The sequence below is a fragment of the Chloroflexota bacterium genome (assembly GCA_020850535.1).
Classification (GTDB): Bacteria; Chloroflexota; UBA6077; order UBA6077; family JACCZL01; genus JADZEM01.
Genome location: JADZEM010000048.1, coordinates 22,453 through 38,664, shown reverse-complemented (window position 1 = coordinate 38,664; position 16,212 = coordinate 22,453). Strand labels below are relative to the sequence as shown.

Annotated in this window: 15 protein-coding genes; 10 read left to right on the top strand and 5 right to left on the bottom strand. The window is 68.1% G+C overall.

All coding sequences use genetic code 11. The features are described 5' to 3' along the window. Window positions 1–238 precede the first annotated feature (238 nt). Together IT306_07680 and moaA are read right to left on the bottom strand one after the other, a co-directional pair. Window positions 239–508 (bottom strand): DUF2277 domain-containing protein, encoded by a 270-nt coding sequence (locus IT306_07680; GenBank protein ID MCC7368285.1) that lies wholly within the window; start codon window positions 506–508, stop codon window positions 239–241. An 86-nt stretch (window positions 509–594) separates the two neighbouring features. Further along, window positions 595–1,548, bottom strand: a complete 954-nt coding sequence (gene moaA, locus IT306_07675) for a GTP 3',8-cyclase MoaA (protein MCC7368284.1) — start codon at window positions 1,546–1,548, stop codon at window positions 595–597. Between the two features lie 384 nt (window positions 1,549–1,932). On the opposite strand from moaA, the gene IT306_07670 reads away from it, so the two are divergent. Next, window positions 1,933–2,148 carry a hypothetical protein gene (locus IT306_07670; GenBank protein MCC7368283.1) on the top strand — a complete coding sequence of 72 codons (216 nt, stop codon included), beginning with the start codon at window positions 1,933–1,935 and terminating at the stop codon, window positions 2,146–2,148. 438 nt (window positions 2,149–2,586) lie between these two features. Here the strand turns inward: IT306_07670 and IT306_07665 are convergent, their stop codons facing one another. Both IT306_07665 and IT306_07660 read right to left on the bottom strand, forming a co-directional pair. Continuing rightward, complete coding sequence (locus IT306_07665; GenBank protein MCC7368282.1) at window positions 2,587–3,405, bottom strand: methyltransferase domain-containing protein; 819 nt, start codon at window positions 3,403–3,405, stop codon at window positions 2,587–2,589. A gap of 110 nt (window positions 3,406–3,515) precedes the next feature. Further along, window positions 3,516–3,809 (bottom strand): DUF1330 domain-containing protein, encoded by a 294-nt coding sequence (locus tag IT306_07660; GenBank protein ID MCC7368281.1) that lies wholly within the window; start codon window positions 3,807–3,809, stop codon window positions 3,516–3,518. A 133-nt stretch (window positions 3,810–3,942) separates the two neighbouring features. Between IT306_07660 and proB the strand changes: the two genes are divergently transcribed. From proB to IT306_07620, 8 genes are all read left to right on the top strand, one after another. Continuing rightward, window positions 3,943–5,040: a glutamate 5-kinase gene (gene proB / locus IT306_07655; GenBank protein MCC7368280.1), complete on the top strand. Its 1,098-nt coding sequence runs from the start codon at window positions 3,943–3,945 to the stop codon at window positions 5,038–5,040. A 13-nt stretch (window positions 5,041–5,053) separates the two neighbouring features. Next, on the top strand, window positions 5,054–6,313 hold the full coding sequence (locus IT306_07650; protein ID MCC7368279.1) for a glutamate-5-semialdehyde dehydrogenase: 1,260 nt from the start codon (window positions 5,054–5,056) through the stop codon (window positions 6,311–6,313). A 172-nt stretch (window positions 6,314–6,485) separates the two neighbouring features. Beyond that, complete coding sequence (locus IT306_07645) at window positions 6,486–7,109, top strand: hypothetical protein (protein ID MCC7368278.1); 624 nt, start codon at window positions 6,486–6,488, stop codon at window positions 7,107–7,109. Window positions 7,110–8,901: 1,792 nt separating this feature from the next. Beyond that, on the top strand, window positions 8,902–10,752 hold the full coding sequence (locus IT306_07640; GenBank protein MCC7368277.1) for an EAL domain-containing protein: 1,851 nt from the start codon (window positions 8,902–8,904) through the stop codon (window positions 10,750–10,752). 76 nt (window positions 10,753–10,828) lie between these two features. Then, window positions 10,829–11,620, top strand: coding sequence for a TetR family transcriptional regulator (locus IT306_07635; protein ID MCC7368276.1), 792 nt, complete (start codon window positions 10,829–10,831; stop codon window positions 11,618–11,620). A 3-nt stretch (window positions 11,621–11,623) separates the two neighbouring features. Next, window positions 11,624–12,457 (top strand): efflux RND transporter periplasmic adaptor subunit, encoded by an 834-nt coding sequence (locus IT306_07630; GenBank protein ID MCC7368275.1) that lies wholly within the window; start codon window positions 11,624–11,626, stop codon window positions 12,455–12,457. Window positions 12,458–12,562: 105 nt separating this feature from the next. Continuing rightward, window positions 12,563–13,690, top strand: coding sequence for an ABC transporter permease (locus tag IT306_07625; GenBank protein MCC7368274.1), 1,128 nt, complete (start codon window positions 12,563–12,565; stop codon window positions 13,688–13,690). 10 nt (window positions 13,691–13,700) lie between these two features. After that, window positions 13,701–14,657: an ABC transporter ATP-binding protein gene (locus IT306_07620; GenBank protein MCC7368273.1), complete on the top strand. Its 957-nt coding sequence runs from the start codon at window positions 13,701–13,703 to the stop codon at window positions 14,655–14,657. Between the two features lie 205 nt (window positions 14,658–14,862). Here the strand turns inward: IT306_07620 and IT306_07615 are convergent, their stop codons facing one another. Continuing rightward, window positions 14,863–15,660: an FkbM family methyltransferase gene (locus IT306_07615; protein MCC7368272.1), complete on the bottom strand. Its 798-nt coding sequence runs from the start codon at window positions 15,658–15,660 to the stop codon at window positions 14,863–14,865. 144 nt (window positions 15,661–15,804) lie between these two features. Here IT306_07615 and IT306_07610 point away from each other — a divergent pair, with 144 nt between their 5' ends. Beyond that, window positions 15,805–16,143, top strand: a complete 339-nt coding sequence (locus IT306_07610; protein MCC7368271.1) for a hypothetical protein — start codon at window positions 15,805–15,807, stop codon at window positions 16,141–16,143. Window positions 16,144–16,212 lie beyond the last annotated feature (69 nt).

Here is a 16,212-nt window from a genome sequence, read left to right as displayed (position 1 = left end):
GGCTGCCCTTGGGCTGCTTCTTGGCCTCGTGGGGCTGCTCCCGGTCGTGCGGACCGGCGCTCTGGCCCTCACCTGGCCCGTCGACCCTCCGCTCGCTTGCCCTTCGCCCAGAACCACCTCACGCGCTCGGCAACGCTCGCTGGTGCCCAGCGCGTACATCAGGCCCGGTTGTCGGCCGGGCTTCTAGCTGAGCGCTCGGCCGTTTCTCGCTCACTGGTCGCCGATCAGTGCAGGCACCTCAGTTGGCGTAGCGCTCGGCCACGCGGGCCCTCGCCTTCGCTGCTTCCTCTTCGCGGTTCTTCGGTGCGGCGGTGGACTCCAGCGCCAGCAGCAGTTGGGTGGAGATGCGCGCAATCTCCTCAACGGCGGCGTTGAAGGCAGCCTCGTTGGCACGGGACGGCTTCGTGAAGCCGCTGATCTTGCGGACGTACTGGAGCGAAGCGGCCTGGATCTCGTCCGGCGTGACCACCGGCTCGAAGTTGAAGAGGGTGCGGATGTTTCGGCACATGGGCGACTCCTCTGCATCGTTTCACAGGGCGACAGCCATCAAGGGCAGAAGATCAACAGCGCCACATTGGGCGAGATCGGCCGAGGTCAGCCGCCGATCTGCGACATGCTCCGCGAGGCGCGCTGGAACTGTTCGCCCTCGTTGATCTGGTGCTTCTTCTCCTTGTGGGCGACGGCCCCCAGGAAGATGTCGGCAAGCTCGCGGTCTGATGCGCCACCCCGCAATGGCTCCCGCAAGTCCCACTCGTCAATGGAGAAGAGGCAGGTCCGTAGCTGACCGTCGGCCGTCAGGCGGATGCGGTTGCAGGTCGCGCAGAACGGCTCGCTGACCGGGTTGATGAAGCCGATCTCTCCGACGCCGTCCGCGAAGGTGAACCGCTGCGACGTGGAGGATGCCTCGGCGTGGATGGGGACCAGCGGCATGAAGTCCCGTTCGATGACCTCGCGGATCTCGGGGCCGGTCAGCACGCGATCCCGCTCCCAGTTGCCATCGGCGTCCAGGGGCATGAACTCGATCCAGCGAACCACGTAGCCGGTCTTCCGCGCCCACTTCGCGAAATCGACGATCTCATCTTCGCTGAAGTGGCGCATGCCCACGGCGTTGATCTTGATGGGGCGGATCGTCGGATGCTTCTCCAACTCGGCCAGGCCTTCCAGGACCGGCGTCAGGGCGTTCCGCCGCGTGATCCAGTGGAACTTGTCGTGCTTGAGCGTGTCGAGGCTGACGTTGATGCGGGTGAGGCCGGCCTCGGCCAGCGGCCCGGCGAGCTTCTTGAGCAGGAAGCCGTTGGTGGTGAGGCTCAGGCTGGAGGTGCCCTCGATCTGCGCGAGGTCTCGCACCAGCTCGGGCAGGTTCGGACGAAGGGTCGGCTCGCCGCCGGTCAGCCGAAGCTCGCGGACACCGAGCGCCACCGCGATCCGTGAGAGCCGCCCGATCTCCTCAAAGGAGAGCAGCCGCTCGTTCGCCAGCCAGGTCATCCCCTCTTCGGGCATGCAGTAGGTGCAGCGGAAATTGCAACGGTCCGTGATCGAGATCCGCATGTCCTCGATGGCACGCCCGAAGCTGTCCACCAGCCGGTCGCCGCCGAAATCGGGCAGCGTGCCAGACGTCACGGAGGACGCCGACGCCGTGTGGCCCCAGGAGGGAGGGGAGGTGAGAGGAAGCGGCTGGCTGGTCACAATCCGACCTGACTACTCAGAAATTGTCTAGCAAGAGTATACCGCAGCCCACCCAGGATGGAAACGCTTCGATCCGTCACAGTTGATGTTCCCGCAACGCCATGAAACGAGCAGTCGGGGGTGAGGGCCTCCAGAGTGACGGATGGAATACGTGGGTATTTCGTCTATCTTCATCAAGCCCCGACGACGCTGCGCGACCCGCCCAATGTGCAATCGCCCTGGAGTACGGGGGCGTTCCGATGACAATTGACACGCACAGCCGGCGAGGCGTCCCAGGTCGTCCTCGACGTCCACGACGACCCAGAGATCGACGACCACTACCTCGTCTGCTACGTGCGCCTGCCAGAGTACGAACACAGCATCATGGAACGCATTCATCGCATAGCCGAACGGTTCGAAGATCGAAGCGCAGAGGACGATGCGTCAGTGCTCATTGCCACGGACTATCACCCGGCGTCGTAGCTGCCAGTGTTCGATTGGCGAGACAACCTCGATCAGGCGGAGGCGCTACGTGATAGCGCAGCCGGCAGCCCGATCCGACTGACCGGATCTGAAGCGGCACTTTGTGCTGTGGTCGGACGAGCATACTACGCGGCGTTCGGCCACGCACGCCACTATGCCGTGCGGCATTTAGGGTTTCTGACGACCGGCACAGCAAGTGACCACGGGCGGCTCGTACCGGACTTCCGTGCAAGCCGGCGGCGACGGGTTGCCGGGCGATTGCATCTCCCGCGGCACTGGCGCAATCAGTGCGACTACGATGACACTGTACCCACCCTCCAGACTATCGTGCAGGACGCACTGCGCGAGGCAGCCGCAGTCATCCGGCAGTTGCGAGCCGGACTCGCCGAAGCGCCCCAGGTCGGCGGCGGGATGCTCGAGGACGACTGATCGCAGCCCTCACCCGGGCTTCTGGGCCAGGAAGGCGAAGCGCGAGAGCCGTCCCTCAGCCGCAATGGTGTGCGCCACCGTCAGGAACCGCTGGGTACTCTCGTAGGTCTCCGGCCCCTCATCTGCCAGCAGATCCTTACGATCGACGGCACGCGCGTCGAGCCACCGCTTCGCCACCGTTGCCATCTGCATCGTTGTGTCTTCCACCCGCAGCACGTCGAAGTCGGTTTCTCGTAGCAGCCGCTCGTCCACACCGGGCGCGGCAAACAAGAAGAACCCGATGGAGCTGCGGATCTCCATCTCCTCCTTTGTCAACAGCCCGGTGATGGTGATCGGATTCGTGAAGAGAAGTCGCCCTCCTGGCTTGAGAAGACGCCTCCAATCCCGGAGGACATCCAGGCGTCCAGGCAGGTGGCTGATGGCATCGATGCACACCACAGCATCAAATCGTCCGTCCTCGAAAGGCAGCCGCTGCGAAGCGTCCGCCACCGTGAACCGCGCCCGCTCGGTCAGTCCCTGCTGTTCTGCCTGACGAGTGGCCGCCGCCACACCTGCTGGATTGTGATCCACTCCGGTGATGTCGGCCCCGAGTCCCCGCGAGAAGTAGAGGGCCGGACCTCCCGAGCCGCAAGCCACGTCCAGGACACGCGTCCCCGTACCAATGCCCAGCCAACCTGCGAACGTCCGCCACTCCTCCGCGGTGAGCCAGCTATTCTGCCCGAGATCCTCGCCGTACGTCGCCTGACGAACACGCGCCCGCGCATCAAGCTCGAACCCCTCGTACGCTCGGTCGTAGAACGGAACGCCGCCACGAACGTCGCCACTCACCGAAGCACCTCCGTTTGCAAGAACGACACCCGTACGCCTACTGGGAGGCTCGACGCATGCGCCAGCGCCGTGCGCTACCCCGCGCCGGACCACCCCCATGTGCGGTTCTGCTAGACGGTATAGCCGTCCACCAGCAGCAGGCGGCTGGTCGCCGTCGCGTGGCGGATCTTCTTGACCTCACGGTTCTCCGGCGAGTCGTACCACGCCTTCGCCTGCTCGTAGCTGTCGAACTCCAGCACCACCAGCCGACCGCGCGGTGCATCGCCCTCCAGCGCTTCGGCCTGCCCGCCGCGCACCGTGTAGCGCCCGCCGTACTGGGCGATGGTCGCCTCGACGGCGTTCTTGTACGCTTCGTAGCCCGCTGGGTCGGTCACGGCGACCTCGGCGATGATGTAAGCAGCCACGAGTATCCTCCACCCTCACACGGTGCGTCAGTGGCGGCCATCGTAGCAGCAATCTGCCGCCGTGACTGTTCGGTGCGGTACACGCCCCGGTGTGCTGAAGATGATGTCCCTGCGTGCTACAACCAACGCTGTCATGAGCAGGCACACGATCGTCGTCAAAGCCGGCAGCAGCAATCTGCTTTCGGGCACCGCGGCCCTGGATCGCCCGAACATCGAGCGCCTTCTCAACGAGATGATCGACGCGCGCGAGCAGGGACATCGGGTCATCTTCGTCTCGTCAGGGGCCATCGCCGCCGGGCTGGCGCCGCTCGGCTTCAAGAAGCGCCCGGTCACCATCCCGGACCTGCAGGCCTGCGCCGCCGTCGGCCAGAGCCTGCTGATGCAGGCCTACAACGAGATCCTGGCCCGGCGCGGCTACGTGGTGGCCCAGTTGCTGCTCACCCACGACGATTTCCAGGACCGGCGGCGCTACCTGAACCTCCGTAACATGCTGGCCGCCCTGCACGACCGCAAGGTGCTGCCCGTCATCAACGAGAACGACAGCATCTCGGTGGACGAGATCCGCTTCGGGGACAACGACACCCTCGGCGCATTCGTCTCGAACGTGGTGGACGCCACGCTGACCGTCATCCTCTCGGATGTGGACGGCCTGTACACTGCCAATCCCAGCCGCGATCCATCCGCCCGCCGGATCCCCATCGTGGACGAGGTCACGCCGGAGATCGAGGCGCTGGCCGCCCCCACCGATTCGGCGGTCGGCGTCGGCGGCATGATGACCAAGGTCCGCGCGGCGAAGATCGTCACCAGCGTCGGCGGGATGCTCGTCGTCGTGGACGGCAAGAAGGCCTCGCTGCTCGACATCCTGCGCGGCGACGTGAACGGCACCATCTTCCGGCCGCGCGGCGACCGCATGGATCACCGCAAGCGCTGGATCGCCCACGCCACGAACGAGATGGGCACGCTGGAGGTGGACGCGGGCGCGGCCCGAGCCCTCGAACAGCAGGGCCGCAGCCTGCTGCCGGCCGGCATCGTCGGCTGCGACGGCGCGTTCACCGAGGGTGACCCCGTCGTCGTGACGCATGGGGGCCGGCGGATCGCCAAAGGGTTGACCAACTACTCCGCCGAACAGGTACGCCAGATCATGGGCAAACAATCTTCGGAGATCGCGGGCCTGCTGGACGGTAAAATCTTCGACGAGGTCATCCACCGGAACAACATGGTGCGCCTCTGAGTCTGGAGCGAGCATGATCGAGCTGCACGCGACTATCACCATCCGCCAGTTGGCAGAGCGCGCCCGAGATGCCGCCGTCGCGCTCCGGAGCTGCACCCCGGAGCAGAAGACCCGTGCCATCCAGGCGATGGCCCGAGGGCTGATCGAGCAGCAGGACCGGATTCTGGAAGCGAACGCCCGCGACGTGGCCGCCGCGAAGGCGAACGGCATGGGCAGCGCCAAGGTGGACCGGCTGACCCTCACCGAGGCCCGCCTGCGCGACATGGCGGCTGGCCTGGAATCTGTCGCGGCCTTGCCAGACCCGATCGGCAAGGCGTTCTCCGAGATGACCGTCGAGTCCGGCCTGCACGTCGAGCGCGTGCGCGTGCCGCTCGGCGTGATCCTCTTCATCTACGAGGCTCGCCCGAACACGACCGCCGACGCCGCCGCGATCTGCCTCAAGGCGTCCAACGCCATCATCCTGCGGGGGGGATCTGAGGCAAAAGAGTCGAACGGGGCGATTGTGGCCGTCCTCTCGGAAGGGCTGACCAGCGAGGGGCTGCCCGCCGACGCCATCCAGACGGTCCCCTTTTACGACCACGCCTCGGTCAACGAGCTGCTTGGCCTGAGCGACCTGATCGATCTGGTCATCCCGCGCGGCGGCGAGGCTCTGATCCGGACGGTCGCCCAGCACAGCACCATCCCCGTCCTCAAGCATTACAAGGGCGTCTGCTACGTCTACGTGGACGAGACGGCTGACCTGGACATGGCCGAGGAGATCGTCTTCAACTCGAAGGTGCAGCGGCCGGCCGTCTGCAACGCCTCCGAGCACCTGCTGGTCCACCAGTCCGTCGCGGCCCAGTTCCTGCCCCGCGTGGCCCAGCGGCTGAACATGGTCGAGCTGCGCGGCGACGATGCCTCGCGGCAAGTCGTGCCCACCATGCACGCGGCCTCCGAGGCTGACTGGTCCGAGGAGTATCTCGACCTGATTATGGGCGTGAAGGTGGTCTCCGGCGTCGGCGAGGCCATCGACCACATCAACCGCTACAGCTCCCACCACACGGACACCATCGTCTCGGCGGATGAGGCGGCCGCGCGCCGCTTCCTCCACGAGGTCGATTCGGCGTCGGTGCTCTGGAACGCCTCGACGCGCATGGCGGACGGCGGGCAGGTCGGCCTGGGCGCCGAGATCGGCATCAGCACGGACAAGCTCCACGCGCGCGGCCCGATGGGCGTGGAGGAGCTGACCTCGTACAAGTGGGTGCTGATCGGCAACGGCCAGATCCGCAAGTAGCGCCGCCTCGTAGAGCATGACCGAGCGACAGCCGCTTGTCGCCCGAAAGCCTCAGGCTGTGAGTCCTTGAGCGCACGAGTCGCGCCCCCAGAGACTCTCGACCTGAGTTGTCAGCCCTGGGGGTCGCTCGCCCATGAGCCGACGGCAAGCACGCCAATACCTCCCAGTGGCAGTGCTCGCCGCTCTGCTCTTTCTCGGTGCGTCGACGCGCGCGGATGCCTGCTCGCCGGTCCCCGGCTACCACATCAACCAGAACGACGTGATCGTCGAGGGCTGGGTCGAGAACGTCGAGATCGGCGAGTCGAGCACGCAGGACAGCTTCCTGCCGGTCCGCGTGACCATGCGGGTCCAGCGAGCCTGGAAGGGCGCCGTGCCCGCGCGGATCGACTTTGTCGACGCGGCCAGCTACGTCGCCAACTCAGCCGGCATCGGCGGGGGCGTCTGGGCCGGCAGCAGCGGAGCCTGCGGCGCGCTCGACGTCGATCCGACCGGGCGGTACGGCCTGGTGGTCTTCAAGACCGTGAACGGCGAGCTGAAGACCTCGAACGTCCAGGGCGCCGTCTTTGGCGACAGCCCCGCCGATCCGCTGGTGGAGCGGTTCCGCCGCTACGTCCAGGACAACGTCCACCCTGCCGAGCCACCGCGCATCCTCCCCGAGACGGACGCGCCGCCCGTCGATCAGAGGTCGATCTGGTGGGGGCTCGGCGGCATGGTCGGGCTGATGGCGGCCGGGAGCGTGCTCGGCCTGCTCGTCATACGCGCGTTGGGCCGCCGCCAGGACGGACGCGTCGAGTAGGACAGGCTCATCGGTCGCGCGCAGACATGGCACATCCATGTCACCACTCCTGTAAGGCTGTGCGCCCCGAGACTGCGTTGCAATGTCCTCGAAATCTCGGCCCGGACCGTTGGATTCACTAGAACAGCTACGGGCATAGGACGTCGGGCGTGGCACGTGTGCGCTGGAATACAGCGCGGAAGGCCGCACAATGAGCGGCTTGCCGCCGTGGGCTTCCCGTGGGATCAGGATAGGACTGGTGCTCAGCGCACCGGTTGCGCTGATGCTGCTGCTCGTTGCCGCGCTGCCCTCGCTGAAGTTCGGCTCTGAGCTGGCGCTGCTGCCGCTCCTGGCGGTGGGGCCGCTCGCCGTGCGTCGCCAGCCCTTGCCGCTGGCGCTGCCCGCGCTGGTCGTCGCCGGGCTGGTCTCAGCAGTCGTCTCAGCGGCCAGCCTGACGGCCGGCGTCGTCCTGCTCGGGCCGGCCGGCCTGCTGGCCGCGCCTGCCACGGCCGATCTGCCGATCCTGCCCGCCCCGCGCCTCGGCATCCTCCCGGTGACCACCCTGACACTCGGCCCGCTCGACCTGCTGCTGCTGCAGCCGCTGATGGCGCTCCTGTTCGGGGTACTCTCCATCCTGCCGAGTCTCGGAGACGGACCGTGGCCGGCCCTGCGCGCGTTCTTGACGCCCCGAACCGCCACGCGCGCGCTCGGGATCACGCCGATGGCCCTGGCAGCACTCGTCTTCCTGGTGGGCTGGCTCGGCTACTCGACTCTTGAGGAGCACTACACCCGCGAGCATCTCCTGGCCCTGCACCAGGACTGGAAGGAGCACCTGGACGACGTACAGTCGTCGCTGGCAGCCGAGCAGCGGGAACGGTCGCTCAGCCAGAACGATGCGACGCAGATCGCCGCCATCCAGAGCATCTTCGCCCATCTTCGGGCGGGCGTCGGCCACGCCGATCTCGATGTGTCGCCCGAGGCGGTCCGCATGGTGACGGAGTACTACCAGCCCGATCTTCGTCTGCTCATCGCCGCCTATGACGCCCACCGCCTCCGACCCGATGATGCGGGCGCCCTCCGTTCAACGCACGCCGCGCTGACCCTCCTGCGCCAGCGCGTCGATGCCAGCATCGAGACGCTCTCCACGCCCAGCAACGACGGGACGCGCCGGCGGCTCCGGACGCTCGCGATCCTGATCGGCTTCGCGGGGATCCTGAGCCTTCTCCTGCATGGCTGGACGGTCTCGGCGGTTGACGAGCCGATGCGCCGGTCCGTGGGCAAGCTCCTCAGCACGATGCGCCGACGCACCGACGACCAGGCTCTGCGCACAGCCACCGGCGACCTCCAGCAACTGACTGAGGTGGCCGACGAGGTCGGGGCGGAGCTGGAACGGCTGTACGTGATCGAGGACGCCGCGCTGTCCGCGGCCGAGCAGAAGTCGATTCAGGATCAACTGCTCACACGAACCGCCACGGCGCTGGTCGCGGCCACGGACGTGGACAAAGTCTTCCAGATCGCCGTCAAGTCGGCGGTAGCGCTGGCCCGGCAGCCGGGGCATGTCCGCGCGACGATCGCGACTGGCCCTCTCAGGCGGATGGCCGTCGTGGCGGCGCACGGTGACGGCGCAAACGAGACGCTTGACGCACGGATGAACTTCGGTGACGTGTTGGACGGGGTGGGCCTGGAGCTTCAGCAGCACCGGTTCACGTCCGCCGACGTCGGCATCACCACCGCCATCGCCATGCTCGGGTTCCGGCCGAAGCTCGGGACGATCCTGCTGACCACCCTGCGGATGCGGCGCGGCAAGCTGACGATGATCGTGCTGGAGTCCGACGACACCCTGAGCGACGAGTGCGCGGCCGGCCTCGCCAAGCTCGGCGCAGACGTGGCCCTCGCGCTCGACAGCGCGGCGTTCCGCGAGGATCAGCTGGTACAGCGCAGTGAGGCGAGGTTCCGGTCGCTGGTCCAGAACTCGTCAGACGTCATCATGATCGTCCAGCCGGACGGCATCATCCAGTACCAGAGCGCATCCGGCGAGCGCGTGCTCGGCTACGGCGACGCCGCGTTGATCGGCACGAAGCTCGTCGATCTGCTGCACCCGGATGACGCCCCACGCCTCGACGCCTTCCTGGACGAGGTCCAGAGCGCCCCTGACGCGACGCCCCGCATCGAGTGGCGTCTGCGGCACGCTGACGGCACCTGGGTCCACACCGAGACGACGGGGAACAACCTGCTGGCCGACCCACACGTCGCCGGGCTGGTGCTCAACAGCCGCGACGTTGGGGACCGACTCGCGTTGCAGGAGCAACTGGCCTACCAGGCGTTCCACGACCCGCTGACCGCGCTGCCCAACCGGGCGCTGTTCATGGATCGTCTGGGGCACGCCCTGCTGCGCGCCGGGCGCCGAGATCAGGCCGTCGCGATCCTCTTCCTCGACCTGGACAACTTCAAGATCGTGAACGACAGCCTGGGGCACCAGGCCGGCGATCACCTGCTGATCGAAGCAGCGCAGCGGCTGCTCGAATGCGTCCGCACCGAGGACACGGTGGCGCGCCTGGGCGGCGACGAGTTCACGATCCTGATGGAGGACGTCGTCGGCCTCGACAGCGCGGAAGAGGTGGCGCGGCGCATCGCCTTCAAGCTGCGGCTCCCGTTCTCCGTCTTCGGGCACGAGGTGTTCTCGACGGGAAGCGTCGGCATCGCCCTGAGCGGGCCGGGCGCGATGACGGCCGCCGATCTCCTGCGCAACGCCGACCTTGCGATGTACCGGGCCAAGAGCAAGGGCCGCGCCCGCTACGTCGTGTTCGACCGCGAGATGAACATCCAGGCTATGAAGCGGCTGGAGCTGGAGACGGCGCTGCGCCGCGCCGTGGAGCGTCGCGAGCTGCGGCTGATGTACCAGCCGATCATGTCGCTGGAGTCGATGGGCATCGACCGCGTCGAGACGCTGGTGCGCTGGCAGCACCCCGAGCGTGGACTCGTCTCGCCGGTGGACTTCATCCCCGTGGCGGAAGAGACGGGCTTGATCGTGCCCATCGGCCAGTGGGTGCTGCGCGAGGCCTGCCGGCAGGCGCGCATCTGGCAGCGCGAGTTCCCGAGCGCCCCGAACCTGGTGATGAGCGTCAACCTCTCGCCGCGCCAGTTCCAGCACCCGTCGTTGCTGGAGGACATCTCACACATCCTGATCGAGACCGGCCTCGACCCCGAGCGGCTGGAGCTGGAGATCACCGAGGGCGCGGTGATGACGGACGCCGACGGCGCTCGTGAGCTGATGGTCAAGCTGCGCGACATCGGCATCAGCCTCGCCATCGACGACTTCGGGACCGGCTACTCCTCGCTCGGCTACCTGAAGCGCTTCCCGGTCAGCGTACTGAAGATCGACCAGTCGTTCGTGCGCGGCCTGGGCCAGGACGACCAGGACTCGGCCATCGTGCGGGGCGTGATCGCGCTGGCGCAGAGCCTGAACCTGACGGTGACCGCCGAGGGCATCGAGACGCTGGAGCAACTGGCGAGCCTGCGGAGCCTCGGCTGCAACCACGGCCAGGGGTACCTGCTCTCGCGGCCGCTGACCGGCGACGCGCTCGGGGCGCTGCTGGCCCGCAGCACGATGCAGCTACCCTCGCCCAAGCACGGGCTGCTGCGGGATCGCCGCGCCGCAAGCTGACGGCAGGGCGACTGTCCTACCGAAGACGGGACGTTCCGGTACAGACAGTACTGTATGGCGCGTGTAGGATAGTCTCATGGGCGTCCATCCGCGTGACCGCATTCTCGAAGCGACCCGTGCGCTCGCCGAGCGCGAGGGCGGGCGTCGCACCGTCACGATTGGCGAGGTGGCCGCCGAGGCCCACGTCAGCCGCGCCACCGTCTACCGCTACTTCGGCGACAAGACGGCGCTACTCCAGACGGCCGTCACAGACCGTGGCGGCGGAGCGTTTCTGGCCGACCCACGCGCTCGCATCCTCGAAGCGGCCCTCGACGTCTTCGGAGAGCGAGGGTTGCACGCCGCCAGCCTCCAGGAGATCGCCACGCGGGCCGGCCTGACCCTCTCCGGGCTGCACTGGCACTTCAAGAACAAGGATGAGCTGATCGCCGGCATCGCCGAGTACATGCCGGTGCTTCCGGCCATCGAATCCGAGATGGTGCGCGCGACGCACGACGACGCCGACCTGGAAGGGCAGCTGCTGCGGATCGCGCAGGCCGGCCTCGGCTTCATGGCGCGGCGGCGGGCCGTGCTGCGGCTGATCCTCTTCGAGACAGGCATTCACCCGGACGTGGCGCGCCTCGCCCGCACCCACACCATCGGCCGTTTCTTCCCGATGCTGACGGCCCTCTTCGAGCGGCACGCCGCGAGCGGGACACTCCGCGGAGGCTCGGCGCGCGCGCGGGCGCAGGCGTTCATCGGCATGTTGCTCCTGCTCGGGCTGCTGCGGCCAGCCTTCGACGACCTGTTGGACCCCGACGACGACGCCACTCTTCGCGAATACGCCAGGATCATGGTGCGCGGCGTGCTGGCCGTGCCTCCGGGAGGCTGAACGATGCAGACCGTCTCCCCCAACCCTACGCCCGCGAACCCGTCGACCGCGCCGGCCGACGTGCCACCCGAGCGCGCGGCCAGCCACCCGGCGCTGCCGCGCATCAACGGCCACGCCTCCCACGAGGAGCTGCCACCACCGCCGCCCCAGCAGCACGGCCCGCCGCGCCTGCTGGTTGCCCTCGCGTTGCTGGCGGCGGTGGTCGGCGCAGGCTGGTGGATCTGGACGACCCGCCTCACGGCCGCCCCGAACGGCATGATGACGGCATCCGGGACGCTGGAAGCTGACGAGGTGCTGGTCTCCTCGGAGGTGAGCGGACGCATCCTCGGGTTGGCGCGCGAGGGCGACACGGTGCAGGCCGGGCAATCGCTGGTCCGGCTGGACGACTCGCTGGTACAGCTGCAGATTCGGCAGGTGGACGCCGCCAACCAGCAGCAGCTGGTGATCCAGGCCGAGAAGTTTCAGCTCCGCACGCCGATCTCGGGCGTCGTGACCCGCGTGCCGCTCCACACCGGCGAGGTCGTCGCGCCCGGGCAGACCGTCCTGGCCGTGGCCGACCTCTCGACGCTCGATCTGACGGCCTACGTCCTGGAGCGCGACCTCGGCAAGGTGCGCGTCGGCCAGCGCGTCGCCGTCACCGCCGATCCGTTCCCAGCCCGGACGTTCTCCGGCGTGGTCACCTCCACGAAGCAGCAGGCCGAGTTCACGCCGCGCAACGTCCAGACCCAGCGCGACCGCCTGAACCTCGTCTTTGGCGTGAAGATCCGCGTCGAGAACCCGGACGGCGCCCTCAAGCCCGGGATGCCGGCCGATGCGACCTTCGAGCCGCTGAGCTAACGAGACCTCACCCCCTGCCCAGTTCCGGCGCGGAGAGGGTGGAGGCTCCATCTGGCCGTCGGGACGCCTTTACGCGCCAACGTGAAACAAGACGAGGTCGATTCAATGGGCTCGCGGATCGCGGCCATCATCCAGAAAGAGCTGTTGCAGATCCGGCGGGATCGGCGGACGCTGGCCATCGTGTTGGTGCTGCCGGTCATGCAGTTGCTGCTGCTCGGCTACGCCATCAACACCGTCGTCGATCACCTCCCGACGGTCGTCTACGACGAGGCCCGCGACCCCGACAGCCGGGCGCTGATCGCCGCCTTCCAGAACAGCACCTACTTCGACATCGTCGGGTCCGCGCTGACCCGCAACGAGGCCGTGGCGGCCATCGACGGCGGCCGGGCGAAGGTCGCGCTGCTGATCCCGCCGCGCTTCGGCGACGACGTGCTGGGCGGGCGGGTCGGGCAGGTGCAAGTACTGGTGGACGGCTCAGACCCGAACGTCGCGCAGACGGCCCTGATGGCGGCCGGCATGGTCAGCCAGGCGCAGTCGGCCAGCATCAACGCCAGCACGATCGAGCGGCTGGGCCGGCGCAGCGGCGCGGGCGGCGTCGAGATGCGGCCCGTGGTGCTCTACAACCCGAGCATGCTGAGCGCCAACTTCATGATCCCCGGCATCATCGGCATGATCATGCAGTTCCAGACGCTCATCCTGACGGCGTTCGCGGTGGTCCGCGAGCGTGAGCGCGGCACGCTGGAGCAGCTCATCGTGACGCCGATCCGCCCCTGGGAGCTGATGCTCGGCAAGCTGCTGCCCTACACCGGCATCGCGTTCATCGGGGCCACGGTGGCGCTGGCCGCCGGCTGGGTACTGTTCGGCGTCGAAGTGGCCGGCAGCCTGCCCCTGCTGGCGGCGCTCTCGGTGCTGTTCCTGATCGGATCGCTCGGGCTGGGCCTGCTGATCTCGACCGTCTCGCAGACGCAGGGGCAGGCGATGCAGTTGGCGATCTTCATCCTGCTGCCGACAGTCCTGCTCTCGGGGTTCGTGTTCCCCCGTGAGACGATGCCGTGGATCGTGCAGCAGTTGGGTCAGGTCATCCCGCTGACGTGGTATCTCCAGATCCTGCGAGGCATCATCCTCAAGGGGGTCGGCTTCGACGTGCTCTGGACGAGCGCGCTCCCGCTGGCCATCCTCAGCGTGACCGTCTTCACCCTGAGCGCCATGCGCTTCCAGAAGCGCGTCGGCTGAGGCACGATTGATGGCAGATCAGCCGCCGATCATCGAGGTGCAGGGACTCACACGCCGCTTCGGGGAACGCCTGGCCGTCAGCGATGTGACGTTCTCGGTGTACGAGGGCGAGGTCTTCGCGTTCCTGGGGCCGAACGGCTCCGGCAAGAGCACGACGATCCGCATGCTGTGCGGCATCCTGACGCCGAGCGGCGGGCGCGGCCGGGTACTCGGGTTCGACATCGCGCGGGACGGCGAGCGCATCAAGCAGAGCATCGGCTACATGAGCCAGCGCTTCGCCCTGTATGAAGAGCTGTCCGTCCGCGAGAACCTGGAGTTCTACGCCGGCGTCTACGAGGTGCCGGCCCGCGAGCGCCGCCAACGGATCGACGACCTGATCGCGATGGCCGGGCTGGAGGGCCGCGAGCAGCAGTTGAGCGGGCAGCTCTCGGGCGGCTGGAAGCAGCGGCTGGCGCTCGGGTGCGCCATCGTCCATCAGCCGCGCCTGCTGTTCCTGGACGAGCCGACGGCTGGCGTGGACCCGGTCTCGCGGCGGCGCTTCTGGACGATGATCCACGGGCTGGCCGAGAGCGGCGTGACCATCTTCGTGACGACCCACTACCTGGACGAGGCCGAGCACGCCACCCGCATCGGGATGATCCACAACGGCGTGCTGCGAGCGCTGGCAACCCCCGCCGATCTGAAGCACAACTCCTTGCAGGGCACACTGGTCAACGTGGTGTGCGGCGCGCCGTTCGAGGCGGTCCAGCGGCTGGAGGATCGACCGGGCGTACGGGATGTGGCGCTGCACGGCGTGGATGTCCACGTGCTGCTGGACGAGACCATCCTGACGCCGAATGGGCTGGCGGCGCTGCTGACGAGCGAGGGTATCGCCGTGCGGTCCGTGCAGCAGATCGAGCCAAGCCTCGAAGACGTGTTCATCAGCCTGATCGGCGCCAGCCCGACGCTGGCGCGCGGCGGCAAGTAGAGCCACACGCGGCCGTGGTGATGCTCGGGACATCGCTCGGGGCGGGGTTTTCCGCCAGCGGCAGGGAACGGTTGCAGATTGGCCCCGGGCTTCGCCGTCGAGGACCGTGCGGCGTAGGCGTGAACCGGGTCCAGATGGGCGCAGCGGGTCAGGGGGTGAGGTCATCGCGGGCCGTGGCAACATGCCACGCTCAGGGAGACTTCGACTACCGTGCCAGACTCAACAGCAGGTCGCCGATCCTCTCGTCGCGGTGGAGCACTGCCGCCTCGTAGCCGAGCGCGCCGAGCAGCGTCCGGATCGGACCGTCGGTGGCGGCCCAGCGGACCTCGCACACGATGACCGGGCGATACGCCGTCAGCACCTGCATGCCGCCAAGCAAGACGCGTAGCTCGGCCCCCTCCACGTCAAGCTTCAGAAAGTCCGGCGGCGGATACCCTTCGTTCAGCACCAGGTGGTCGAGCGTCGTGGCCTGGACCGTCTGGATGGTCGCGTCGGCTGGCTCGCGCTCGCCGGCGATTCTGCCGATGCCGCTGTAGCCGAACGTCGCGAACTGGACGCTGCCGGGCTGCTCGGCGAGGGCGGTGGGCACCACGCGGACCCGATCATCGCCGAGGCCGTTGAGGCGGAGCGTGGCCTCCAGGGCCGGGCGATCCGTGGGCGACGGCTCGACCGCCACCACCTGCCCATCAGCGCCGACCAGATCGGCCAGCACCAGCGTGTGGTACCCGACGTTCGCGCCGATATCGTAGGCAACGTCGCCGGGGCTCACGTGCGCCTGCATTGCCTGGACGACCTGCGGCTCAAACGTGCCGAGCAGGTAGCTGGGGCGCTGGCGGGTGGGCATCGCCAGGAGCTTGCCGCGCAACGGGCCGCCGAGCACCCGCCCCACGTACATCCCCTCGACGTGCGGGACGCCCGGCAACGCCGCCCCGAGGGCCTGGAGGCCGCCGACGGCCACCCCGCCGATGCGGTCGCGCGCTCGCTTGAGGAATCGGCCTGCCACATCGACCTCGACGCTGCCATCGCAGCAACGGCATGGTACTTCGATCGGACTGCTGGCCGCCGGGCGCCGGCCGACCGTACCATCTGCCAGAGCGGTCCGCGCAGCCACGCTGGCGCGCGGACGACTGGCCGAGAGGATGCCTCCATGAAGATCGGGGACGCCGGCGACAGCCTCAGTCTGGTGCGAGTGATCCTCGCGATGTTGGTCGGCGGCCTTGTGCTGGGCGTCGTCGGCTACGGCTTCGACCGCGCCATCGGTCCGATGATCGCCATGAACGGCTGGTGGACGGTCTTCGCATCAGGCGGCTTCATCCTGGGCGGGATGCTCCAGGCGGCGCGCGAGTTTGGCGATCCGCAGCCTGCCGAGCGGCGCGTCATGGCCGCGCGGACGCGCGCCCGCGAGGCCGCCGAGTCGGCAGCGGAGAAGGCCAGCGAGCCGTCGAAGGCTGACGCCGAGCAGCCATCGGCGCCGGTCGGAGAGTAGCACCGATTCGCGAGAGGCCCGGGCAGCGCCCCTCACCTCCCGCTCTCCCGCACGCGGGAGATGATGTCG